Raw genomic sequence first — 21,210 nt, 5'->3', positions numbered from 1 at the left:
GGCTTGGCCCACCCCTTCGCCGAGCCCTCGCCATGTTCAAAGGCCTGACCCTGCTGGTTGTGCTGTTGCTGACAAGCCTGGGCGCGCGCGCCGAAAACTGGCCGGGCGAGCAGTGGGACGCCGGCCCGCCCCTGGCCGGCCCGGCGCTCAAGGCCCTGGAAGACTACGCCTTCGCCCCTCGCGACGACGCCACCCGCGAGGGCATCCGCACCGACGCCTTAGTGGTGATCCGCGACGGCCAGGTCATCTACGAACGCTACGCCGCGCCCACCACCGCCGACACCCCGCACCTGACCTGGTCCATCAGCAAAAGCCTGCTGGCCACTCTGCTGGGCGTGGCCCATGGCGAAGGGCATTTTGCCCTCACCGACCCGGCGATGCGCTACTACCCAGCCCTGGCCGGCCACCCGGCCATCACCCTGGCCGACTTGCTGCACTGGGCCTCGGGCCTGGACTGGCAGGAAGACTACGAATACGCGCCGCTCAACTCCTCGGTGGTGGCCATGCTCTACACCCGCGGGCGGGCGGACATGGCCGCCTTCACCGCTGCGCACCCGGCCGCCAGTGCGCCGGGGCGGGCGTTCCGCTATTCCAGCGGCGACAGCAACCTGCTCTCGGCGGCGCTCAAAGGCATGCTCGGCGCGCGGTATGCGGACTATCCCTGGACCGCGCTGTTCGAGCCCCTGGGCATCCGCGGTGCCGTGTGGGAAACCGACGCCAGCGGCACTTTTGTTGCTTCGTCCTATGCCTACCTCACCGCCCGCGACCTGGCGCGCGTGGGCCTGCTGATGCTGCGCGACGGGCGCTGGGAGGGCCGCCAATTGCTACCGCGCCAGTGGGTCGCGTTCAGCCGCCAGCCCTTTGCCGGTTACCGCGCCGGCCAGGACGCCGCCGTGCCGGGCGGCCACTGGTGGCTCAACCGCGCGGTGGGCGGCGCCGACCGGCCCTGGCCCGCCGCCCCGGCCGACGCCTTCGCCGCCCTTGGCCACTGGGGCCAGGCGTTGTATGTGATCCCTGGCGCCAACCTGGTGATCGTGCGCTACGGCGACGACCGTGACGCCAGTTTCCGCCACAACGAACTGCTGGCCCGCATCCTCGCCGCGGTGCAGCCATGAACCGCCGCCCCTGGCTGCGCCGCCCCCCGTTCCTCGGCCTGCTGGGCCTGTTCCTGTTGGCCCTGCTGGCCTGGGCCTGGCAGGCACGCCAGGCCCTTGAGGCGTTTCCCGACATCCTGAGTGCTTACACCGCCAAGGAGTACTGCTCGTGCCGCTACGTGATGCAGCACCCGGCCGCTTACTGCCAAGGCTATGTGCGCCAGTACCTGCCGCTCAGCGGCTTGCGCGACGACCCGGCGACCAAGCAGGTAACCGCCAGCGGCCTGGGCCGAAGTCACGGTGCCGCGTGGTTGGGGGAGCGGGTGGGGTGTCGGTTGGTGGAGTGAGATGCCCCCAACCCCAGTTATGTAGCTACCCATGCAGCGACGGTAGTGGGTCAACCAACCAATGCGCTGGCAGGCAATCTGTGATCGTGGGGGCTGCCGCGCCGCGCCCACAAGGCCTATCGCCATCGATCAGCAGTTTGCAACGGCCCACGGGCCGGGTACTGTTCGCCTCACGTTTCCCGGTTCATGAGTGCCTATGTCCAGCCTTTCCCTGTGCAAAACCCTGTCGGCCGTGCTGTTGGCCTGTACCGCGCTGTCGGCCCAGGCCAATTGGTATTTGGATGGCGAATCTTCGCGTTTGTCGTTTATCACCAGAAAAAACACCCATATCTCCGAAGTTCAGCGCTTTTTGGTCCTGCATGGCAAGGTGGACGCCAAGGGCGCGGCGCAGTTGCAGGTGGAGATGGACTCCGTCCTCAGCGGCATTCCCCTGCGCGATGAGCGCATGCGCCGCGATCTGTTCGAGGTCAAGAGCTTCCCCCAGGCCCTGGTCAGTGCGCAGATCGACCTGCGCCCCATCAACGACCTGGCCCCCGGCGCCCAACTGGAATTGCGCCTGCCCCTGACCGTGACCCTGCACGGCAAGGCCCATAGCTATAACGCCGAGCTGCTGGCCACGCGCCTGGACGACCGGCGCTTTCAGGTCGTGACCCTGGAGCCGTTGGTGCTCAATGCCCGTGACTTCGACCTGCAACCGGGCCTGGAGGCCCTGCGCAAAGCGGCCGGGCTCAAGGCCATCAGTTTGTCGGTGCCGGTGGGTGCGGTGCTGATTTTCACGGCGCGCTGACATGAGCGGCGGGGTGTTCCCCTGGCGTGAAGGCAACCGCTTCGAGCTGTTGATCGACGGCCCGCAGTTTTTCCCGCGCATGCTGGTGGCCATCGCCCGCGCCGAGCAGCAGGTGGAACTGGAGCTGTACCTGGTGGAGGCGGGCGCCTGCGCTGAAGCCATGGTCCAGGCCCTGGTACAAGCCGCCGAGCGCGGTGTGCGGGTGCGTTGCCTGTTCGACGACTACGGCAGCCTGGCCTTCACCCTAGGGCTGCGTCGGCGCCTGACCGATGCCGGGGTCGAGTTGCGCTTCTACAACCGCCTCAGTTGGCGGCGCTGGGTGCGTAACCTGTACCGCGACCACCGCAAACTGCTGCTGGTGGACCAGGGCCTGGCGGTGGTCGGTGGCACGGGGGTGACGGATGAGTTCTGGATGCCCGGCGAAGACGTCAGCCAATGGCACGAAGTGATGGTGCAGATCAGCGGGCCGCTGGTGCTCGATTGGCAAATGCTGTTCGACCGCCAGTGGCTCGCCAACCGCCACCGCACGGCGTGGAAACCCACCTCGCACTTTGGCCTGCAACGCCTGCCCCGGGTGCCGCCCAGTGGTTCGGGCATGGGCCGGGTGGCCTACGCCGACGCCCGCCAGCACCGCGACATCCTCCAAGCCCTGGTGCGTGCCCTCAACAGCGGGCAACGGCGGATTTGGCTGGCCACGCCGTATTTTCTGCCTACCTGGAAAGTGCGCCGCTCCCTGCGCAAGGCTGCCGCCCGGGGCGTGGACGTGCGCCTGTTGCTCACCGGGCCGCGCACCGACCACCCCTCGGTGCGTTATGCCGGGCACCGCTACTACCCACGGCTGCTCAAGGCCGGGGTGCGGATTTTTGAATACCAGCCGTGTTTTTTGCACCTGAAAATGGTGCTGGTCGATGACTGGGTGAGCATTGGCTCATGCAACTTCGACCACTGGAACCTGCGCTTCAACCTGGAAGCCAACCTCGAAGCCCTCGACCCGGACCTGACCCGGGCCGTGGCGGCCAGTTTCGAGGCCGATTTCGCCCAAAGCGAAATCGTCAGCCTGCAGGATTGGCAGCGCCGCCCGTTGTGGCGGCGGGTCAAACAGCGGATATGGGGTTGGGTGGACCGAGTGGTGGTCAACTTGCTGGATAGGCGCGGCTGAGCCGGGCAGCGATTAATGCGAACAACTGTGGGAGCGGGCTCGCCCGCGATGGCGGATGACCGGCCAGCCCATCTGCTGGCTGACCCACCGCAACCGGGGGGGGCGTGCGGAGCGCCGCCCGGCCCGTTCCCACATCAGCCCCACCGTTTTCAGTCAGAGCAACTCAAAACTCTGCTGCTTCACATCCCGCGAGTTGAGGCCGATCTGCACGTTGAACTTGCCCGGTTCGGCGGCGTATTGCAGTTGGGTGTTGTAGAACTTCAAGTCGTCCTCGCTCAGGGTAAAGCGCAGCACCTTCTCTTCGCCGGCCTTGAGCATCAATTTCTGGAAGCCCTTGAGCTCCTTGACCGGGCGGATCATCGAGCCGGTGACGTCCTGCACGTACAACTGCACCACGGTTTCGCCATCGCGCCGGCCGGTGTTCTTGACCTTGATGGTGGCGTCCAGGGTGCCGCTTTTGTTCAGCGTGGTGGACGACAGCGCCATGTCACTGAGGCTGAAGTCGGTGTAGCTCAGGCCATAGCCGAACGGGTACAGCGGCCCGGTGGTGTCGTCGAAGTATTGGGAGGTGTAGTTGCCGGGTTTGCCCGGGGTGAACGGGCGGCCGATGCTCAGGTGGTTGTAGTAGGTGGGGATCTGGCCTACCGAGCGTGGGAAGGTCAGGGGCAGTTTGCCCGACGGGTTGTAGTCGCCGAACAGCACGTCGGCGATGGCGTTGCCGCCTTCGGTGCCGGCGAACCAGGTTTCCAGGATGGCGTCGGCCTGTTCCTTCTCGTCCACGATCGACAGCGGCCGGCCGTTCATCAGCACCAACACCAATGGCTTGCCGGTGGCCTTGAGGGCTTTAATCAGTTCGCGTTGGCTGGCCGGAATGTTCAGGTCGGTGCGGCTGGAGGATTCGTGGGACATGCCCCGCGACTCGCCCACCGCGGCCACCACCACATCGGCCTGCTGCGCGGCTTTCACCGCCTCGGCGATCAGTTGCGCGGCCGGGCGCGGGTCATCCACCACTTCCGGGGCGTCGAAGTTGAGGAAGTTCAGGTAGCCGAGCACCTTGGCATCGCCCGTGATGTTGGCGCCGCGGGCGTAGGTCAGGGTGGCTTGCTGGCCCATGGCCGCGCGCATGCCGTCGAACAGGGTCACCGATTGGTCCGGGCGCCCGGCGGCGGCCCAACTGCCCATCATGTCGATGGGCGCCTTGGCCAGCGGGCCGACCAGGGCGATTTTCGCGGTCTTGGCCAGCGGCAGGGTCTGGTTGCGGTTTTCCAGCAGCACCAGGCTGCGGCGCGCCACGTCGCGGGCTTCGCTGCGGTGCATGCGCTCAGGGGCGTAGAGGTCGGCCGGGTCTTGCTCGGCCTTGCCGATGCGCAGGTACGGGTCCTTGAACAGGCCCATGTCGTACTTGGCGCCCAGCACTTCGCGCACGGCGTTGTCGATGTCGCTCTGGGCGATGTCGCCGGCCTTGAGCAGCCCCGGCAGTTCCTTGCCGTACAGGCTGTCGTTCATGCTCATGTCGATGCCGGCCTTGATCGCCAGTTTCGCCGCCTCGCGGCCATCGCGGGCCACGCCGTGGTTGATGAGCTCGAACACTGCGCCATGGTCGCTCACGGTCAGGCCCTTGAAGCCCCATTCCTTGCGCAGCAGGTCTTGCATCAGCCAGGTATTGGAAGAGGCCGGCACGCCGTTGATGGAGTTGAGCGCGGTCATCACCCCGCCGGCACCGGCGTCGATGGCGGCGCGGTAGGGCGGCAGGTAGTCCTGGTACATCTTGACCAGGCTCATGTCGACGATGTTGTAGTCACGCCCGCCCTCGACCGCGCCGTACAGGGCGAAGTGCTTGACGCTGGCCATGATGCTGTCGGCCGCGCTCGGCGCCGGGCCCTGGAAGGCGCGGACCATCACCTGGGCGATGCGTGAAACCAGGTAGGTGTCTTCGCCAAAGCCTTCGGAGGTGCGGCCCCAGCGTGGGTCGCGGGACACATCGACCATCGGCGCGAACGTCAGGTCGATGCTGTCGGCGGCGGCTTCCTTGGCGCTGATGCGCCCGCTCAGGCCAATGGCGTCCATGTCCCAGGAGGCGGCCAGCGCCAGGGGGATCGGGAAAATCGTGCGGTGCCCGTGGATCACGTCATAGGCGAAGAACATCGGGATCTTCAGGCGGCTGCGCATCGCCGCGTCCTGCATCGGCCGGTTTTCCGGGCGGGTGATGGAGTTGAACGTGCCGCCGATGCGTCCGGCGGCGATTTCCTTGCGGATCAATTCGCGGGGCATTTCCGGGCCGATGCTGATAAGGCGCAACTGGCCGATCTTTTCGTCCAGGGTCATCTGCTTGAGCAGGTCACTGACGAACGCTTCCTTGTTATCGGCGGTGGCGGCCCACGCGCCAGGGCTGGCCAGGGCGATGGCCAGGCTCAGCAAACACAACTTCTTCATCAATATTGTTCTCGGGGTGCGAGCGGGCCTCGTTATAAAAAAACGCAGCCCGTTCGCCAAAAAATAGGGAGCGGCTATTGTTGTTCGGGTGTTGTGCAGGTAAATACCGCACACTCGGCAACGACTTTTCGCACAGGGCATCTTTTAGCTCAAAGGCTTGATGCTTGCCAGTAGCGGCGCAACATTAAAGTGCCAGGCACTGGCCAGCGCCGGTTCCAATTCTCCGAGGGAGCGTCACCACCATGAACACACCAAACGGTTATCGCGCAGGTTGGCAGCTGGCGGTCTTGCTGCTGGTCGGCACGCTGCTCAGCGGCTGCGGCATCAACACCATTCCCACCCTGGACGAGCAGGCCAAGGCCGCTTGGTCCCAGGTGCAGAACCAGTACCAGCGCCGCGCCGACCTGATCCCCAACCTGGTGGAAACGGTCAAGGGCTACGCCCAGCACGAACAGGAAACCCTCACCGCCGTGATCGAGGCGCGGGCCAAGGCCACGTCCATTCAGGTGGACGCCAGCACCCTGGACAACCCGGAAAAGCTCAAACAGTTCCAACAGGCCCAGGACCAACTCACCGGCGCCCTCAGCCGTTTGATGGTGGTGTCCGAGCGCTACCCGGACCTCAAGGCCAACCAGAACTTCCTGGCCCTGCAATCGCAACTCGAAGGCACCGAGAACCGCATCAGCGTGGCGCGGCGCGACTTCATCCTCGCGGTGCAGAAGTACAACACCGAGCTGCGCACCTTCCCTGGCCGCTTGTGGCACAGCGTGATGTACAGCGACCTGCCGATCCGCGAGAACTTCGAGGCCACCAGCCCCGACGCCGACAAAGCCCCGCAAGTGAAGTTCTAAGGAACCTGCCATGCGCCTGTTGAACATCGGCCTGTCGCTGCTCTGGGCCTTGGCCCTCACGGCCCAGGCCGAACTCAAGTTCCCCGAACTCAGCGGGCGGGTGGTCGATACCGCGAACCTGATCGAGCCCGCTGTGCGCCAGCAACTGGCCCAGCAACTGGCCGCCCACGAGCAGACCACCGGTGAGCAAGTGGTGGTGGTCACCCTGCCTGACCTGCAAGGCACCAGCATCGACGACTTCGGTTACCAGTTGGGGCGCCACTGGGGCATCGGCCAGAAAGACAAGAACAACGGCGCGCTGTTGATCGTCGCCCGCGACGAGCGCAAGTTGCGCATCGAAGTCGGCTATGGCCTGGAAGAGCGCCTCACCGACGCGCAATCCTCGATCATCCTCAACCAGGTCATCACCCCAGCCTTCAAGAACGGCCAGTTCAGCAAGGGCATCAGCGACGGCGTCGCCGCGATGCTGTTGGTGCTGGGCGGCAGCCCCCTGGATGAGCCGGTGGCCGGGCCCAGCACGCGCCATTCGGGCATTTTGCTGTTCGGGCTGCTGATCCTGGTGGTGTTCGTGATGCTCGGCGGGGGTGGCGGGCGCGGGCGTGGGCGCGGTGGCCCCGGCGCAATAGTCGGCGGTATTCTCGGCGGCTTGGCCAGCGGCGGTTTCGGCGGCGGCGGGGGCGGCGGAGGCTTTGGCGGTGGCGGCGGCAGCTTCGGCGGCGGCGGTGCATCGGGCGGCTGGTGACAACAACCCTGAACAGGCAGTGCTAACCATGGCTTTATTGAGTGAATACGAACAACGGCAAGTGGCCCAGGCCATTGCCCGGGTCGAGCGGCAAACCGACGCCGAACTGGTCACTGTGCTGGCGGCGCGGGCCGACGACTACGCCTACATCCCGCTGCTGTGGGCCAGCCTGTTGGCGCTGGTGGTGCCGGGCGTGGTGCATTACGCCAGCGGCTGGATGAACATGCACAGCCTGCTGCTGACCCAATGGGTGAGTTTTGTGGTGCTGTGCCTGGTGTTTCGCTTGCCGGCCCTGACCAGCTACCTGATCCCCCGCTCGGTGCGCCACTGGCGCGCCTCGAACCTGGCGCGGCGCCAGTTCCTGGAGCAGAACCTGCACCACACCGTGGGCAGCACCGGGGTGCTGATTTTTGTCAGCGAGGCCGAGCGCTACGTGGAAATCCTGGTGGACGAAGGCATCTCCCGGCGCCTCGATAACCAGGCCTGGGAAACCATCGTCAGCACCTTCACCGCCCAAGTGAAGCAAGGCCAGACCCTGGCGGGCTTCATCGCCTGCATCGAAGCCTGCGGCGAACTGCTCAAGGAACACGTGCCGCTGACCCACGAACGCAACGAATTGCCCAACCGCTTGGTGGTGCTGGCCTGAGTGTGTGGGCCGTGGGGTAAATAACTGCGTGTCCCCAAGGCCCAACCCCCCTAAAATGCGCGCCACTTTCCGATTCGCACTCGCCGAGGCGCCTTGCTTATGTCCGTTCCTGCCACCCCCGCCAGCGGCGATCACCACGCTCAATTTCTCGACCTGTTGCGCGCCAGCCTGGCCGAGAACGGCTTTATCAAACTGGTGCTGGCCAAACACGTGGGCAGCGAGGTGGAGCTGCAACGCCTCACCGTCAAGCAGGTGACGGTCAAGGAGCAGGCGTGCCTGTGCTTCGTGTACCGCTACAAAACCCGCGACATCACCAAGAACTTGGCCCTGGACGAAGGCGTGGCGCTGATCGCCGGGCTGTTGCCGGCTACCTTCAAAAACGCGCATTTGCTGACCCTGAGCGACGAAGCCCAGCTCGAATACAGCAAAAAGGGCAAGAGTTCGCTGTTCAAGAGCAAGCCCCAGCAACTGCGGGAAGTGCCCTCGGCCGAACACGACCGGGAGAAACACCGCTTCCTCGACCTGAGCCGGCCGTTCCTCGCCGACCTGGGCGTGACCAACGCCCGCGGCGAACTGATCCCGGCCATGTCGCGCAAGTGGAAGCAGATCAACAAGTTCATCGAAGTGTTCAGCCACGCCCTCACCGCATCCCCCCTGGCCTTGGACAAACCGGTGCGCGTGGCGGATTTCGGCTCGGGCAAGGGCTACCTGACCTTCGCCATCCACGACTACCTGCGCAACACCCTGCAGGCCGACGGCCAAGTCACCGGCGTAGAACTGCGCCAAGACCTGGTGACCCTGTGCAACGCCGCCGCCGCGCGCCTGCAACACCCCGGGCTGGCGTTCAAATGCGGCGACGTGCGCAGCGTCGCGCCCAGCGAACTGGACGTGATGATCGCCCTGCACGCCTGCGACATCGCCACCGACTACGCCATCCACACCGGCATCCGCTCGGGCGCGGCGATCATCCTCTGCTCGCCGTGCTGCCATAAACAGCTGCGCCTGCAAATCCACAGCCCGGCGCTGCTCAAGCCGATGCTGCAATACGGCCTGCACCTGGGCCAACAGGCCGAAATGCTCACCGACAGCCTGCGTGCGCTGTTCCTCGAAGCCTGCGGCTACGAGACCAAGGTGTTTGAATTCATCTCCTTGGAACACACCAACAAAAACAAAATGATCCTCGCCATCAAACGCCCCGAACCCGTGGACCCGGCGGCCCTGCTGGTGAAAATCCAAGCCCTCAAGGCTTTCTACAACATCAGCGAGCATTGCCTGGAAACCTTGCTGCGCGCCGATGGCTACTTGCCCGAGTAAGCTCCCCCTTATGGGAAGGGGGTTATAGGAGCGCTGGCCTATGTGGGAGCGGGCTTGCCCGCGATGGCGCCCTCAAGCCCGCCATCGCGGGCAGAGCCCGCTCCCACAGTTGAACTGTGGTGTGGGTGGGTTTTTCATTTTTTCCGCTGTGGGAGCGAGCTTGCTCGCGATGGCGGCACGTTGCCCTTGCTGGCCGGCGCGGCCTGCACCCCGGTCCTGCGCCCCAGCATCACCGTGGCGATCACCCCGGCGGCAAACAGCCAGGTGATCGGCGCCACCTGTTCGCCAAAAAACAGCGCCGAAAAAGCGATGGTGAAGAAAATCTGCAGCAACTGGATCTGGCTGACCCGGGCGATGCCGCCCATGGCCAGCCCCGCGTACCAGGCGAAAAAGCCGAGAAACTGGGAAAACAGCGACACATAGCCAAACGCCCACCAAGCCTTGGCCGACACCGGGCCCTGGTGTTGCAGCGCCAGGTACGCCACCGGGCCGATCAGCAGCGGGGTGGACAGCACCAGCGCCCAGCAGATCACCTGCCAGCCGCCCATCTCCCGCGCCAGGCGCCCGCCCTCGGCGTAACCCAAGCCGCCCACGGCAATGGCGCCGAGCATCAGCAAGTCCCCGGCCTGGATGCTGCCGGCGCCGCTTATGAGCGCATAACCCAGCACCAGCGCACTGCCCAGGGCCGCGCAGGCCCAGAAAGCTTTCGACGGCCGCTCGTGGGACAGCCACGCCGCATACAGCGCCACACACAGCGGCTGCAAACCGTTGACCAGCGCACCGTGGGAGGCGGGCAGGGTCTGCATGGCCCAGGCCGACAGCACGGGAAACCCCAGAATCACCCCGGCGATCACCAGGCACAGGCCTTTGACCTGCGCCCAGGTCGGCCACTTCTCCCGGCGCCACATCAACAGCGCCGCCGCCGGCACCGCCGCGAACAGCGCCCGGCCCAGGCCGTTGAGCAACGGGTGGATTTCCTGCACCACGATGCGGGTGAAAGGCAGGGTCAGGCTGAAGATAATCACGCCCAGCAGGCCCAGGGCCATGCCGGTGTTTTCGCGGGAAGTCATAGGGGCAACCGGAATCAAAAGGTGGCGGGTGGCCTCCATCTAGCCATAAACCACCGCGGTTACGCTGTTACAGCTGGGGGCGAAGTGGGGCGTACAGTTTGTACTCCCCAACGCCAAGGCACCCCGTAGCAAGCGGGCTTGCCGGATCGGTGGTGCTGCTTGCACAAACCCCAGGGCTGCTGCGCACCCCAACGCGGGCAAGCCCGCTTGCTACACTCGGCCGCCGCCGCGCAGGCCCGGTGTAGTAGGCGGTTATTACCCACGCCGGCCAATTGGGGCTAGGGTGAATACTTCCTGTACTTACCCCGAGGAACCCCGTCATGGCCGCGAAGAAAATCCTGATGCTGGTCGGCGATTACGTCGAAGACTACGAAGTGATGGTGCCGTTCCAGGCACTTTCGATGGTGGGCCATACCGTGCACGCGGTGTGCCCGGACAAAACCGCCGGGCAGACCGTGCGCACGGCGATCCATGATTTCGAGGGCGACCAGACCTACAGCGAAAAACCCGGCCACTTGTTTGCCCTCAATTTCGATTTCGCCCAGGTCGCGGCGGCCGACTACGACGCCCTGCTGGTGCCCGGCGGCCGGGCGCCGGAGTACCTACGCCTGAACGACCAAGTGCTGCAACTGGTGCGTGATTTCGACCGGGCCGGCAAGCCGATTGCGGCGGTGTGCCATGGTGCGCAACTGCTGGCGGCAGCGGGCATTCTGGCGGGCCGCGAATGCAGCGCCTACCCGGCCTGCGCCCCGGAAGTGCGCCTGGCCGGCGGCACTTACATCGACATTCCCGTGACGGCGGGCCACGTGCAAGGCAACCTGGCCACCGCCCCGGCCTGGCCGGCCCACCCGCAATGGCTGGCCGGTTTCCTCGGGTTGCTGGGCACCACCATCACGCTGTAAAGGAGGTTTTTGCCATGTGCGAGCTGTACGTCAAGGCCGATCCGATGCTCTACGAGTCACGCTCGCGCTCCCTGCGCATCCGCGGCGTGGTCACCACCCTGCGCCTGGAAAACCAGTTCTGGGACATCCTCGCCCAAATCGCCCAGGCCGATGGCATGAGCACCAACCAGTTGATCGCCAAGCTCTATGAAGAGGTGATGGACTACCGTGGCGAGGTGGTCAATTTCGCCTCGTTCCTGCGGGTCAGTTGCACCCGTTACCTGAGCCAGCCGCGTACTCAGGCACCGGCGCAGTTGGCCCTGGTGCGCAGCCCGGCTTGGGCTTAAAGCAACGTTGGCCTGGACTGATCCGGGCTCCAGAGCCAGAAGGTGTAGCCGTAGTCGCCTTCCAGCTTGGGAAAAATCGCGCCATCACGGAAATACTGCCGCGAACCTTCACGGGCGGGGCTGAACCACCAACCGGCGTGGGGGCACGGCTCACCGCTGGCTTTGCGCGGCGGGTGCTGCGGCTCGCTGCCCGGCGCGTCGGCCATGGCGTCGGGGTCGCTGTCTTCAAACTCGCCTTCGAGAAGTTCGACGAAGTACCACTTGCAGGGGCGTTCGGTGAAAGAGTGAACTTGTACTCGGGTACGAGCGTAGAAGTACGACTCTTTAAAGACGCCTTTATAGGGCGATTGCTCAATGAACCTTGCAAGTCCGTTTTCATCGCCCCATAAGCCTGCGCGTCCCAAGGTTTTCAAAGCGTCCAGGCCTATATCATTGAATGTTTTGCATTCTTCCAGCGTTTTCCACATACCTTCACCGCCTCCGGTCCAGGCAAATTGCAGGGCACCGAGAGGATCATCCTGAGAGACATAGACACCGGTACGTGGCGGAACTTTCCCGGTTTCACCTTCAATATCCATATGCACTTTAAATTTCGGCAAGCGCGCAAAGTGCCCTTTAACTTGCTGCCAAATAACCCAAAAAATCACATCGTTCCAGCCCCGTTCCATGACACCGTCAATCTTAAAACCGTAGGAAAACACCTCGTTGGCCCGCTCGCGAAAAGCTTTCTCCTGTTCTGCAGTGGCCCATTGCATTGAAAACTCACCCAGCATATGGGCGCATTGATTGGTTCCCGTGATGCCGTAGCACTGGTCGGCGCGCTTGGCCATATCCCACATGGTGTTTTCCCTGTACTCGATCAAGGCTGGAAAACCGCCGGTGCTCCAGTTGGCTGCCGTATCGCGTACACCCCAACGTTCGCTGACCATCAGGGGGTCGAGAATCGAACGGCGCTCTAAAAGCATCTCGGCCATGACGATCAACTCGTCGATCTTGGGCAACAAAGCGTCCAGGTAACTTTGTGACGAGTAGTAATAGAGCATCGCCGCTTGGCGTTTTTGCCAGAGAGACAGGTGATAAGTCGGGGTCATCGGATAAAGCGGGTTCATTTTTTAAACTCCGTTACTTGGCCGGGCAAGTTGGGCAGACCGAGGCGCACATTGCTGAGTTGGGTATCAAAGTCGGTCATGCCCCAGGCGGTATCAAAGGGGCCGCTGATGGCGGGGTGATTGATTTTTTCGCGCAGGCACTCATAGAACTCCTGTTCTTGTGGCGACAGGTTCTTGTAACGCTCGTAGTTCATGTCCGGCGCAGGTTCCATGCGACCGGTCTGGCGATCTACGCGGTAGTAGGTCAGGGTGTCGAAGGCTTCAGCGGTGCTTTCGCCGGCGCTGTTGCGGATGAACTTGGCATCGAACTTGATTTGCTCCCAGCCGCCCTCTAGATAGCGATCCGGCAAACCAGCCTTGGGCGCTTTGACCTGGGACGCCGCGGGGCCTTTCCAGACCTTGAGGGTTTCCCCGGCCTTGAGTTCGTACACCACGAACTGGCCGTTGACGTTCCAGTCCGGCCACACCGCCAGGTACTTGCGCCAGGCAGACTTGGGGTTGGCTGAGTCCATGATTTGCTTGAACACGGCTTCCGTGACCCAGTCCTGGGCGCTGGCAACACTGCCGGGGCCTATGATGCGGTAAAGGCGTAGGGGGCCTTTGAGTTCAGCCGCCACCATGCCTTCGGCGAAGGTTCTCATCTGCTTGTCATCAAGGCGCGGAAAGCCCAGGGCGGCTCTTTTGTTTACCTCGTCTATGTAAAGGTCCGGGTTCAACGGCTTAAACAGCCCCGGCTTCCCCCGACTCAACCACCCCGGCAACGGCTTCGCATCCCGCATCAATTTCACCGCCCGCGCCTCGGGCAATCCGCCGTGAAAGTGCACATTCACCGTGTTCAAGATCGCCCGATGCTGCATCAGGTCTTCCATTTCCAACCGGCGGATCACGATGTCGAGGGCGTCGCGTATCGGTTGCAGCGCTTTGCCGATATGGGCATTGGCCTGTAGGCGCACGGCCTTGACCATGTTCAGGGTTTGCTCGGCCTTGGCGGCGGCCCCGGGGACGTATTTGACTTTGCCCAGTAGGGTGTTGAGCAGGGCAATGCCCCGGTCGAAGGCGTGCAGTAACCTCAAGACGTCTATTTGGTTGCGCACCTTTTTGATGGCGTCGGCCAGTGTCTGGAACACCTGGCCCCATTTCATGCCACGCCAGTACTTCACCACTTCCTTTTTACGCAGCAGGGTGATGACCCAGGTCATCGCCTCGTCCACGGCCTGCTCCACGGCATGGCCCCCCGAGCGGCGGATGAACAGGAAGAAGATTTTCAGCACGCCTTTAACCAGGGAACCGAGCACCGGAAACAGGCCGATCAGGGTCAGGCACAGGCCGACCCAGGCCCAAGTGTTGCTGTGGTCTTTTTGCAGTTCGCGGCAGTTGGCGACCAAGTCGCGCATGTCGCAGACCTGGTCCACCAAGGGCACCATGGAGACCGCCGCGTCGAAGGCGATTTGCCCGGTGCTGCGGTCTTGGTTGAAATCCCCCTGGATCGCCTCCCACACCCAGAGGGCGGTATCGACACTGGCGTCGAAGAGTTTTTCCGGGGCGCCGGTGATGTACGCCAGGGCGACGCGCATGTTGTCGGCGGGAACAGTGGTTTCTGGGGGAGAGGATGGCGGCATGGCACGCACTCGCGCAGGACAAAACGCGATGCTAGCGAGGCAATTTATTGCGCGAAATCAGACCAAACGGACGCGATTGGTGGGAATCGGCCTACGACAATTCGTAACCCTGGCCGTGCCCGCGCAAACGGGCCCTTATGCGCTGAGCACGCTTGCGAAAGCACGCTGGGCCCTTTCCCACCGGGGCAAAGCCCTGCTTAGAAAAACCGCGTCACGCTGACCTTGGCGTTGCGCCCCAGGCTGGCGGCGTTCTCGCCGCTCAGGGGTGGGCGGTAGTCGCGGTTGAACATGTTGTCGAGGGTGAAGTGGACTTCGGTGCCCTTGAGGTACGCCTGCTGCGGTTTCCAGTGGGCGAAGAGGCCGTGCACGTTGTAGCGCTTGTTTTCGTAGTGGCGCCAGTAGAAGTCACCGATATCGCTGGCCGGGCCGCTGGCGTAGGAGTCATAGGGGGTGCGGTCGGTTTGGCGTACCCATTGGCCCTGCCAGCCGACTTGCGCGTCCCACGACGGGATCTTCACCCCCAGGCTCGCCACCCATTTGCGCGGTGGAATGTCCCGCGCCCACACGTTCGGGCCCCAGGGGTTGGTGTAGGCGCCCTGGTGCTTGCCGGTGATCCACGAATACGACAGCGTGCCGAACAGGTAGGTCGAGTCGTAGAAGCTCTCGAACTCGAAGCCCTTGATGGTCACGTCACCGATGTTGCGGTACACCGGCATCGTTTCCACGCCCGGGCAGCCGCCCTTGCCGATGCTCAGGCCGTTTTCCAGCTGCGCCGCGCAGGCGATGCCGGTGGCCTTGAGGATTTCGTCCTTGATGGTGTTGTGGAACACCGTGGTGCGCAGTTGCACGCTGTCGCTGTCGGTCAGCAGCCTGTCGTAGTTGTGGATAGTGCCGGCGCGCAGGGCGGTGATGCGCTCGGGGTCGAGGTGGCGGCTGGTGGCCGAGCGGCTGCTGCCGGCGGCCTGCACTTCGTATTGCTCGTCGATCACCGGGGCGCGCCAGGTTTTGCTGTAGTCGGCGAACAGGGCCAGGTTCGGCGTGGCCTTCCAGAAGGCCGAGAGGCGCGGCGACCAACCGGTGTAGGTCTTGTTGCCGTAGTCGTGGCCGTCTTTGGGGTTGGGGCTGTTGTAGAACGGCGCGTCGTTGCGCTCGCCCCGGTTGCGCACGTGGTCGTAGCGCAGTGATGGGGTCAGGGTGAAGTCACCCAGGGTCACGGCGTCCTGGATATAGAAGGCGTTGTTGTCCACTTTGCCGTGGGGCATGAAGCCCGGTTGGTAGTGGCCGTAGTTGTACTTGGCGGTGCCGTAGGTGTTGCCCGGCATCCACATGTCCACTTCGCGCTCGTGCTTGCGGATCTGCACGCCGGTGGTCAGGGCATGTTCCAGGGGGCCAGTGGCGAACAGTGCGACGTTGCTGATTTCGACGAGGCGGTCTTCGTAGCCCACGGTGATTTCACGCCCGCCCGTGACCGGTTGGAAGTAGGCGTTGGGGCCGCGTTTGTCGTGCTGGTCGGTGGTGGAGTCCGAGTAGCTGACCTTGAGGTCGATCAGCGGGTTGTCCAGCGGTTGGTAGTGGTACTTGGCTACCCAGGTGGTGTCCACGGTGTTGCGCTGGGCCAGGTAGTAACTCAGGGCACCTTCGTAGCCCAAGCGGTCTATCAGGCGTTGGCTGGGCGGTGCTGGGTAACTTTTGGCCGAGAAGGGCGCCCAGATGTCGCTGTCCGAACGCGAGTAGCTGAACCCCAGGCTGTGCTCGTCGGTGACCTGCATGTTGAGCTTGTACAGCACCCCTTCCAGGTCCTGGGCGGTGTTGGGCTGGCGCTTGGGGTTGATCGGGTATTCGTGTTGCGGGTCGGGCTGGGCGCTGGCCAGTTTCATGTCGTCGCCGTCGCGCTTGGTCCAGTAGGCCAGGGCGTCGAAGCGGCCGTCATCGCTGCGCCCGAACACCGCCGAGGTGTAGGCCTGCTGGTGGTCGTTGCTGCTGTAGCCGTACTTGACCATGGCGCCGCTGTTGCGGCCCTCTTGCAGCAGGTCGGGGGCGTCCTTGGTTTCCATGTGCACGGTGCCGCCGAAGCCGCCGTTGCCGGTCAGGGGCGAGTGCGGGCCTTTTTCCACTTCGATGCGGCGGATCAGCTCCGGTTCGATGAAGATTGCGCCTTGCTGGTAGCGCTCAAAGCCACTTTTGGTCGCGCCGTCTACGGTCATCGGCACGTCTTCGGCGTCGCCCAGGCCCCAGATGTTGATGGTTTGCCCGCCGGGTTTGAGCGAGCCGCCCAGGGTCACGCCGGGCAGGGTGGCGATCAGGCTGGGGATGTTGTTGGCCTGGTGGCGGTCCATTTCCGCCTGGTTCAGGGTCGAGCGCCCGACGGTGGCGGCATTCACTTGCTGGCCGTCGCCGATCACGCTCAGGGCGCCGAGCTTGATGCTCTCGCTGCTGGTGGTGCCGGTTTCGTTGGGGCGCACGACGTACGTTTGGCCGACCATGACGAGGCTGAAGTCGCTGCCCTGGAGCAAGCGGCGGATGGCGTCCTGGGGGCTCAGGTCACCCTCCAGCGCCGGAGCCTGGGCGTTGCGCAGCAAGGCTTCGTCGAACAACAGCTGGATGCGCGCCTGCTTGGCCACCTGGCTGAGCGAGGCGGCCAGCGGTTGGGCCGGCAGGTGCAGGTTGATCGACTCGGCCTGGGCTTGCAGGCTGAACGCCAGGCAGGTGGCGAGCACGGTTGGGCGCAGGCAGAGGCGCTGGAAATGATCTGGCACGCGAAACATTAAATCCCCCCGGTGTGGCCAAAACGGCCAAAAAGGCCTGCGCACAGCACGCAGACGGGAGGAAGACGGGGCAGGCGAAGAAACCCTCACATGCGAATGCAAAATATTCTCATAAGGGCTTATTGGCGCGCCTCGATGCGCAGGCGACCGCCGCCCAGGGCCACGGTGTTCACCGGGATCAGCGCCGGTAGGGCCATCAGCAGGGCGTCGGGGTTCTTGACGTCGAGGTTGCCGGACACCTTGTAGCGCCCCAGCGCAGCATCGGCCAACTCCACCGGCACGGCGCGGTAGAGGTTCAACTCATCCACCAGGCTGGCCAGTTCGCGGTTGCGAAAGGCCAGGTGGCCGCTGCGCCAGTCCGCCACCTGCTCGGGGGCCAGGTTGTGCTGGCTCAGGGTGGCGGTGGCCAGGTCGTAGCGGGCCTGTTGCCCGGCGCTCAGTAGGGTGGGTTCGGCGCTTTTGGGGGCGGGGGTGAACGCCACCTGCCCGTGGGCGACGCTGACCACCAATTGCCGTTGGCCGCGGCGCACGTCGAACCCGGTGCCGACCACCCGCACACGGGCCTCGCCCGAGTGCACCCACAGCGGCCGCTCCTTGTCGGCGGCCACTTCCAGATACACCTGGCCTTGCTCCAGGTAAACGTTGCGCTGCTGGGCGCTGAACTCGATGTGCAGGCGTGTGTTGGCGTTGACGAACAAGGTGCTGCCATCGGGCAATTCGAAGGTACGCGGGCCGCTCGCCTGGGCGGCGATCTGCTGCTGGTGCAGGGCCAGCGGCGCGCCGAGGTTGAAGGCCAGTAGGCCACACACCAGCACCGCCGCCACCGCCAGCGCGGGGCGCCAGGGCAGGGGTTTGCGCGCCGTTAGCGGGCGCGGTTTGGCCTGTTGCTGGAGCTCGGCCAGGTCGACCCACAGTTGCTCGAACTCATGGTAGGCGCGGGCGTGGGCTGGCTCGTCGAGCCACCTGGCAAAGGCTTTGCGCGTGGCGCGGTCGGGGGCATTGCGGTTGCGCGCGAACCAATGGGCTGCCTGGGCATCGACGCTGTCGGCGTCGAGGGCGTTTTCTAGGCCGCGAAGGCGGGTCATTCTGGCTGCTCCTTGCCATGTTCCGGTTGTAGGCGCTGTTTGCAGTGCAACAGGGCAAAGGCGATGTGCTTTTCCACCATGCTGACGGAAATGCCCATGCGCGCGGCGATCTGTGCCTGGCTCAAGCCCTCGAAGCGATGCAGCATAAGGGCTTCGCGGCGCCGCGGCGAGAGTTCGGCAAGTACCGCCTTGAGCTGTTCGAGCCGTTGCAGGCGTTGGGTCGCGGCCATGGGGTCGGTGCTCTCGTCCGCCAGGGGCTGTGCATCCGCCGGGGCTTGGCCGTGCACCAAGTGGCGCACCTTCTGCCGGCGCCAATGGTCGCGCAGCAGGTTGCGCGCCATCTGGAACAAAAAGGCCCGGGGCTGCTCGACCTTGGCCCGGTCGCGGTAGTCGAGCCATTGGGCGAACACGTCCTGGGTCATGTCCGCCGCGTCATTGGCGTTGTCGGTGCGCTTGCGCAGGAAATGCAGGATGTCGGCATAAAACCCGCGAAAGGACTCGGCCGACAGCGGGTCGGGTTTGAAGCCAGACATGGATATCCTTCTTGACCAGGCACGGAGGGCGGAAAAGTCGCGAATGAAATCGAGAATTATTTCTATTTGCCTATAGGTAAATTCGCTGGGCGGTGAGGGTGCCTGAGAATTTTTGGCAGCAGGCCTATTGTGGAAGGGAGGCTGACCCCGCCCCCCCCACACACATACCCTGCGCGTTCAGCCCCGCGCTCAAATCACAAAAAAAACCATGGGTGGCGTCACGCCCCAGTTGCTCCACCAAGCCGTATTCCCAATCCAGGTAAGCCTGCATGGCCTCGCGGGGGTTGTCGGTGCCCTCGTACGGGCGGCGGTAGCGGTCGATGCGCGGCGCGGCTAATTGCTGTCGGCTTTCTTCCACGGGCAGGCCGGCGGCGATCCACGCGGCGGTGCCGCCCTCAAGGACGAACACCGGGCGTTCGGTCAGGGCCTGCAGTTCGGCCACCACGAAGCGCGCCAGCAGGCTGCTGCCGCAGGTCAGCACGTAGCGCTCGGCCACGGGGATGTGTTCCAGGGCCTGGGCCAGTTGGCTGCGCAAGGCCCACCACGCGCCAGGGATGTGGCGCTTGACGTAGTTGGCGCTGCTGGTGAAGTCCAGCACCTGGGTGCCGGGGGTGTGCAGCCAGTGGGCCAAGGTTTGCGGGCTGACCGTGTCGGCCCCGGGCTGGGGCGGCAAGGGTGTGTGCCAGGCGCCCCGCTCGCTGAAATCGGCGTGTTGCAAGCCGTCGAGCACCGCCACGTCCCAGCCCATTTGCGCCAGCCACGAGGCGCTCATGTTGGCGCGTACGCCGTCGTCGTCCACCAGCACCAACCGCGCGCCGCGCACGCTGGCGATGTGGTCGGTTTCCTGCACCAGTTGCCCGCCGGGGGCGGGGCGCGAGCCGGGCAGGTGGGCGTTTTCGAACTCCTCGGGGGGGCGTACATCCAGCAGGTAGGTGGTGCGCCGCGCCTCGGCCTGCCACTGGTGCAGATCAGCGAGGTGGGCACGGGTTACACCGGCGCGGTCGGCCACGGCGCGGGCCGAGGCCTGGGCCAGTTGCCGGTTGGCCGCGCTGACCTCGCCAAAGCGGCGCTGCTGCTCGTGCTCCAGGGCCTGCCCGGCAAGGGTCCAGCCGATGGTGCCGTTGCGCAGCGCCGCCACTTCGTTGGGAATGCCGGCGTTGACCAGCGATTGGGCGCCAATGATGCTGCGGGTGCGCCCGGCGCAGTTGACGATCACCCGGGTCTGCGGGTTGGGCGCCAGTTCGCGCACCCGCAGCACCAGTTCGGCGCCGGGCACGCTGGTGCTGCCGGGGATGCTCATGGTCTGGTATTCGTCGAAGCGCCGGGCGTCCAGCACCACCAGATCGGCGCGGGCATCGAGCAGCCCTTGCACCGCTTCGGCCGACAGCGACGGCGTGTGGCGCTCGGCGTCCACCAGTTCGCCAAAGGACTTGCTCGGCACATTGACGTCCTTGAACACCTCGCCGCCGTCCCGTTGCCAACCGGCGAGCCCGCCGTCGAGCAGGGCGACATCGCTGTAGCCCAGGTCCAGCAAGCGCTGCGCAGCCACTTGCGCCAGGCCCTCGCCGTTGTCGTAGACGGTGATCGGCGTATTGCGCCGGGGGATGCGCGCGTAGCTTTCCAGCTCCAGTTTGCCCAGGGGGATGTTGGCGGCGAACAGCGGGTGGGCCTCGGCGTAGGGCGCTTCTTCGCGCACATCGAGCAGGGCCAGTTCCTCGCGCGCCAGCAGGGCGCGGCGGATATCAGCGTGGGTACGACGGGCAGGGCGGGTCATGGCCGGGGCTCCAGGGACAGGTCCCAAAGGTTGGGCAACAGGCGATTGCTGTAGCCGGAGATAAAGGGTTTTTCGCTGCCATCGAGGCTGTACACCGCGCGCTCTACCGCGCCGATGTTGGCGCCATACACGTGGATGCTGATGGACACACGGTCGGCGTAGGCATTGGCCACCTGGTGGATATCGCCAATGCGCGGCGACACCGCTTCCACCTGCCCGGGCGCCAGGCGCACCGGCTCGCCGGCGGCGCTCAGGCTGCCATCGGCGTCACGGGCAAAAGCCTGGGAATACTCGGCACCGCGCAGCATGCCGATCAGCCCCCAAACCCGATGGTCGTGCACCGGCGTGCGCTGCCCCGGCCCCCAGACGAAGCTGACGATGCTAAAGCGCTGGCGTGAATCGGCGTGCAGCAAAAACTGCTGGTAGCGCTGCGGGTCGGGTTGGGCGAAGGCTTCGGGCAGCCAGTCGTCGTGGCTCACCAGTTGCGCCAGCAGCGGGGCGGCGGCGTGCAGCTGTTGCGCTTCGCTGGCCGGTTGTTCCAGCAGGTGCGCGAGTTGCTCGATGAACAGGCGCAAGCGCGCCAGGTTCGGTGGGTTGGGGTCAAGGGCTGGGGCATTTCGGGGCATTGAGCTCCCTCCGTGGAAACAACGTAAA

18 protein-coding genes and 1 pseudogene are annotated in these 21,210 nt (G+C 64.8%); 10 read left to right on the top strand and 9 right to left on the bottom strand.

Translation table 11 applies throughout. From position 1 onward, the window contains the following. Nucleotides 1-32 precede the first annotated feature (32 nt). From AC19YT_RS00440 to AC19YT_RS00425, 4 genes are all read left to right on the top strand, one after another. A complete protein-coding gene (locus AC19YT_RS00440) occupies nucleotides 33-1,115 on the top strand; it encodes a serine hydrolase domain-containing protein (protein ID WP_500600275.1) in 1,083 nt (360 codons plus the stop codon). Then, nucleotides 1,112-1,441, top strand: a complete 330-nt coding sequence (locus AC19YT_RS00435; protein ID WP_500609534.1) for an amidase — start codon at nucleotides 1,112-1,114, stop codon at nucleotides 1,439-1,441. The genes AC19YT_RS00440 and AC19YT_RS00435 overlap by 4 nt, the downstream gene beginning before the upstream one ends. Before the next feature lie 196 nt (nucleotides 1,442-1,637). Next, a complete protein-coding gene (locus AC19YT_RS00430; protein WP_500609533.1) occupies nucleotides 1,638-2,228 on the top strand; it encodes a YceI family protein in 591 nt (196 codons plus the stop codon). 1 nt (nucleotide 2,229) lies between these two features. After that, nucleotides 2,230-3,387 carry a phospholipase D-like domain-containing protein gene (locus AC19YT_RS00425; RefSeq protein ID WP_095107054.1) on the top strand — a complete coding sequence of 386 codons (1,158 nt, stop codon included), beginning with the start codon at nucleotides 2,230-2,232 and terminating at the stop codon, nucleotides 3,385-3,387. 153 nt (nucleotides 3,388-3,540) lie between these two features. On the opposite strand, the gene bglX is transcribed toward AC19YT_RS00425, so the two are convergent. After that, nucleotides 3,541-5,820, bottom strand: coding sequence for a beta-glucosidase BglX (gene bglX, locus AC19YT_RS00420; RefSeq protein WP_095107056.1), 2,280 nt, complete (start codon nucleotides 5,818-5,820; stop codon nucleotides 3,541-3,543). Between the two features lie 242 nt (nucleotides 5,821-6,062). Between bglX and AC19YT_RS00415 the strand changes: the two genes are divergently transcribed. From AC19YT_RS00415 to AC19YT_RS00400, 4 genes are all read left to right on the top strand, one after another. After that, the gene (locus tag AC19YT_RS00415; protein ID WP_095107058.1) at nucleotides 6,063-6,671 is read left to right on the top strand and encodes a LemA family protein; all 609 of its coding nucleotides are present in this window, start codon (nucleotides 6,063-6,065) and stop codon (nucleotides 6,669-6,671) included. 10 nt (nucleotides 6,672-6,681) lie between these two features. Then, the gene (locus AC19YT_RS00410) at nucleotides 6,682-7,413 is read left to right on the top strand and encodes a TPM domain-containing protein (protein ID WP_500609532.1); all 732 of its coding nucleotides are present in this window, start codon (nucleotides 6,682-6,684) and stop codon (nucleotides 7,411-7,413) included. Between the two features lie 28 nt (nucleotides 7,414-7,441). After that, nucleotides 7,442-8,059, top strand: coding sequence for a TPM domain-containing protein (locus AC19YT_RS00405; RefSeq protein ID WP_095107062.1), 618 nt, complete (start codon nucleotides 7,442-7,444; stop codon nucleotides 8,057-8,059). A gap of 99 nt (nucleotides 8,060-8,158) precedes the next feature. Then, complete coding sequence (locus AC19YT_RS00400; protein ID WP_500609531.1) at nucleotides 8,159-9,373, top strand: class I SAM-dependent methyltransferase; 1,215 nt, start codon at nucleotides 8,159-8,161, stop codon at nucleotides 9,371-9,373. Between the two features lie 134 nt (nucleotides 9,374-9,507). On the opposite strand, the gene AC19YT_RS00395 is transcribed toward AC19YT_RS00400, so the two are convergent. Further along, the gene (locus AC19YT_RS00395) at nucleotides 9,508-10,443 is read right to left on the bottom strand and encodes a DMT family transporter (protein WP_500609530.1); all 936 of its coding nucleotides are present in this window, start codon (nucleotides 10,441-10,443) and stop codon (nucleotides 9,508-9,510) included. Nucleotides 10,444-10,763: 320 nt separating this feature from the next. On the opposite strand from AC19YT_RS00395, the gene AC19YT_RS00390 reads away from it, so the two are divergent. Both AC19YT_RS00390 and AC19YT_RS00385 read left to right on the top strand, forming a co-directional pair. Next, nucleotides 10,764-11,345, top strand: a complete 582-nt coding sequence (locus AC19YT_RS00390) for a DJ-1/PfpI family protein (protein WP_095107068.1) — start codon at nucleotides 10,764-10,766, stop codon at nucleotides 11,343-11,345. 14 nt (nucleotides 11,346-11,359) lie between these two features. Further along, the gene (locus AC19YT_RS00385; RefSeq protein WP_095107070.1) at nucleotides 11,360-11,671 is read left to right on the top strand and encodes a ribbon-helix-helix domain-containing protein; all 312 of its coding nucleotides are present in this window, start codon (nucleotides 11,360-11,362) and stop codon (nucleotides 11,669-11,671) included. Here AC19YT_RS00385 and AC19YT_RS00380 read toward each other — a convergent pair. The 7 genes and pseudogenes from AC19YT_RS00380 to AC19YT_RS00350 all read right to left on the bottom strand — a co-directional run bounded on the left by AC19YT_RS00380 (nucleotide 11,668) and on the right by AC19YT_RS00350 (nucleotide 21,182). Then, the gene (locus AC19YT_RS00380) at nucleotides 11,668-12,780 is read right to left on the bottom strand and encodes a hypothetical protein (protein WP_500609529.1); all 1,113 of its coding nucleotides are present in this window, start codon (nucleotides 12,778-12,780) and stop codon (nucleotides 11,668-11,670) included. The genes AC19YT_RS00385 and AC19YT_RS00380 overlap by 4 nt on opposite strands. Then, complete coding sequence (locus AC19YT_RS00375) at nucleotides 12,777-14,399, bottom strand: hypothetical protein (protein ID WP_500609528.1); 1,623 nt, start codon at nucleotides 14,397-14,399, stop codon at nucleotides 12,777-12,779. The genes AC19YT_RS00380 and AC19YT_RS00375 overlap by 4 nt, the downstream gene beginning before the upstream one ends. Before the next feature lie 197 nt (nucleotides 14,400-14,596). Next, nucleotides 14,597-17,164: a TonB-dependent receptor gene (locus AC19YT_RS00370; protein ID WP_500609527.1), complete on the bottom strand. Its 2,568-nt coding sequence runs from the start codon at nucleotides 17,162-17,164 to the stop codon at nucleotides 14,597-14,599. A 119-nt stretch (nucleotides 17,165-17,283) separates the two neighbouring features. After that, a complete protein-coding gene (locus AC19YT_RS00365; RefSeq protein WP_500609526.1) occupies nucleotides 17,284-18,249 on the bottom strand; it encodes a FecR family protein in 966 nt (321 codons plus the stop codon). Beyond that, a complete protein-coding gene (locus AC19YT_RS00360; RefSeq protein ID WP_095107078.1) occupies nucleotides 18,246-18,782 on the bottom strand; it encodes an RNA polymerase sigma factor in 537 nt (178 codons plus the stop codon). The genes AC19YT_RS00365 and AC19YT_RS00360 overlap by 4 nt, the downstream gene beginning before the upstream one ends. A gap of 199 nt (nucleotides 18,783-18,981) precedes the next feature. After that, nucleotides 18,982-20,556: pseudogene (locus AC19YT_RS00355) on the bottom strand (rhodanese homology domain-containing protein); the annotation flags it as partial. Then, nucleotides 20,553-21,182 (bottom strand): cysteine dioxygenase family protein, encoded by a 630-nt coding sequence (locus AC19YT_RS00350; RefSeq protein WP_095107083.1) that lies wholly within the window; start codon nucleotides 21,180-21,182, stop codon nucleotides 20,553-20,555. The gene AC19YT_RS00350 and the pseudogene AC19YT_RS00355, both read right to left, overlap by 4 nt. Nucleotides 21,183-21,210 lie beyond the last annotated feature (28 nt).

The sequence above is a fragment of the Pseudomonas sp. MF08875 genome (assembly GCF_059862525.1).
The sequence above is the reverse complement of the archived record's forward strand: the minus strand, read 5'-3'. Positions and strand labels throughout refer to the sequence as shown.

What these genes read in the sequence shown, in the direction of transcription:
- AC19YT_RS00440 (WP_500600275.1), top strand. Translation starts at nt 33, where the DNA reads ATGTTCAAAGGCCTGACCCTGCTGGTTGTGCTGTTGCTGACAAGCCTG.
- AC19YT_RS00435 (WP_500609534.1), top strand. Translation starts at nt 1,112, where the DNA reads ATGAACCGCCGCCCCTGGCTGCGCCGCCCCCCGTTCCTCGGCCTGCTG.
- AC19YT_RS00430 (WP_500609533.1), top strand. Translation starts at nt 1,638, where the DNA reads ATGTCCAGCCTTTCCCTGTGCAAAACCCTGTCGGCCGTGCTGTTGGCC.
- AC19YT_RS00425 (WP_095107054.1), top strand. Translation starts at nt 2,230, where the DNA reads ATGAGCGGCGGGGTGTTCCCCTGGCGTGAAGGCAACCGCTTCGAGCTG.
- bglX (WP_095107056.1), bottom strand. Translation starts at nt 5,820, where the DNA reads ATGAAGAAGTTGTGTTTGCTGAGCCTGGCCATCGCCCTGGCCAGCCCT.
- AC19YT_RS00415 (WP_095107058.1), top strand. Translation starts at nt 6,063, where the DNA reads ATGAACACACCAAACGGTTATCGCGCAGGTTGGCAGCTGGCGGTCTTG.
- AC19YT_RS00410 (WP_500609532.1), top strand. Translation starts at nt 6,682, where the DNA reads ATGCGCCTGTTGAACATCGGCCTGTCGCTGCTCTGGGCCTTGGCCCTC.
- AC19YT_RS00405 (WP_095107062.1), top strand. Translation starts at nt 7,442, where the DNA reads ATGGCTTTATTGAGTGAATACGAACAACGGCAAGTGGCCCAGGCCATT.
- AC19YT_RS00400 (WP_500609531.1), top strand. Translation starts at nt 8,159, where the DNA reads ATGTCCGTTCCTGCCACCCCCGCCAGCGGCGATCACCACGCTCAATTT.
- AC19YT_RS00395 (WP_500609530.1), bottom strand. Translation starts at nt 10,443, where the DNA reads ATGACTTCCCGCGAAAACACCGGCATGGCCCTGGGCCTGCTGGGCGTG.
- AC19YT_RS00390 (WP_095107068.1), top strand. Translation starts at nt 10,764, where the DNA reads ATGGCCGCGAAGAAAATCCTGATGCTGGTCGGCGATTACGTCGAAGAC.
- AC19YT_RS00385 (WP_095107070.1), top strand. Translation starts at nt 11,360, where the DNA reads ATGTGCGAGCTGTACGTCAAGGCCGATCCGATGCTCTACGAGTCACGC.
- AC19YT_RS00380 (WP_500609529.1), bottom strand. Translation starts at nt 12,780, where the DNA reads ATGAACCCGCTTTATCCGATGACCCCGACTTATCACCTGTCTCTCTGG.
- AC19YT_RS00375 (WP_500609528.1), bottom strand. Translation starts at nt 14,399, where the DNA reads ATGCCGCCATCCTCTCCCCCAGAAACCACTGTTCCCGCCGACAACATG.
- AC19YT_RS00370 (WP_500609527.1), bottom strand. Translation starts at nt 17,164, where the DNA reads ATGTTTCGCGTGCCAGATCATTTCCAGCGCCTCTGCCTGCGCCCAACC.
- AC19YT_RS00365 (WP_500609526.1), bottom strand. Translation starts at nt 18,249, where the DNA reads ATGACCCGCCTTCGCGGCCTAGAAAACGCCCTCGACGCCGACAGCGTC.
- AC19YT_RS00360 (WP_095107078.1), bottom strand. Translation starts at nt 18,782, where the DNA reads ATGTCTGGCTTCAAACCCGACCCGCTGTCGGCCGAGTCCTTTCGCGGG.
- AC19YT_RS00350 (WP_095107083.1), bottom strand. Translation starts at nt 21,182, where the DNA reads ATGCCCCGAAATGCCCCAGCCCTTGACCCCAACCCACCGAACCTGGCG.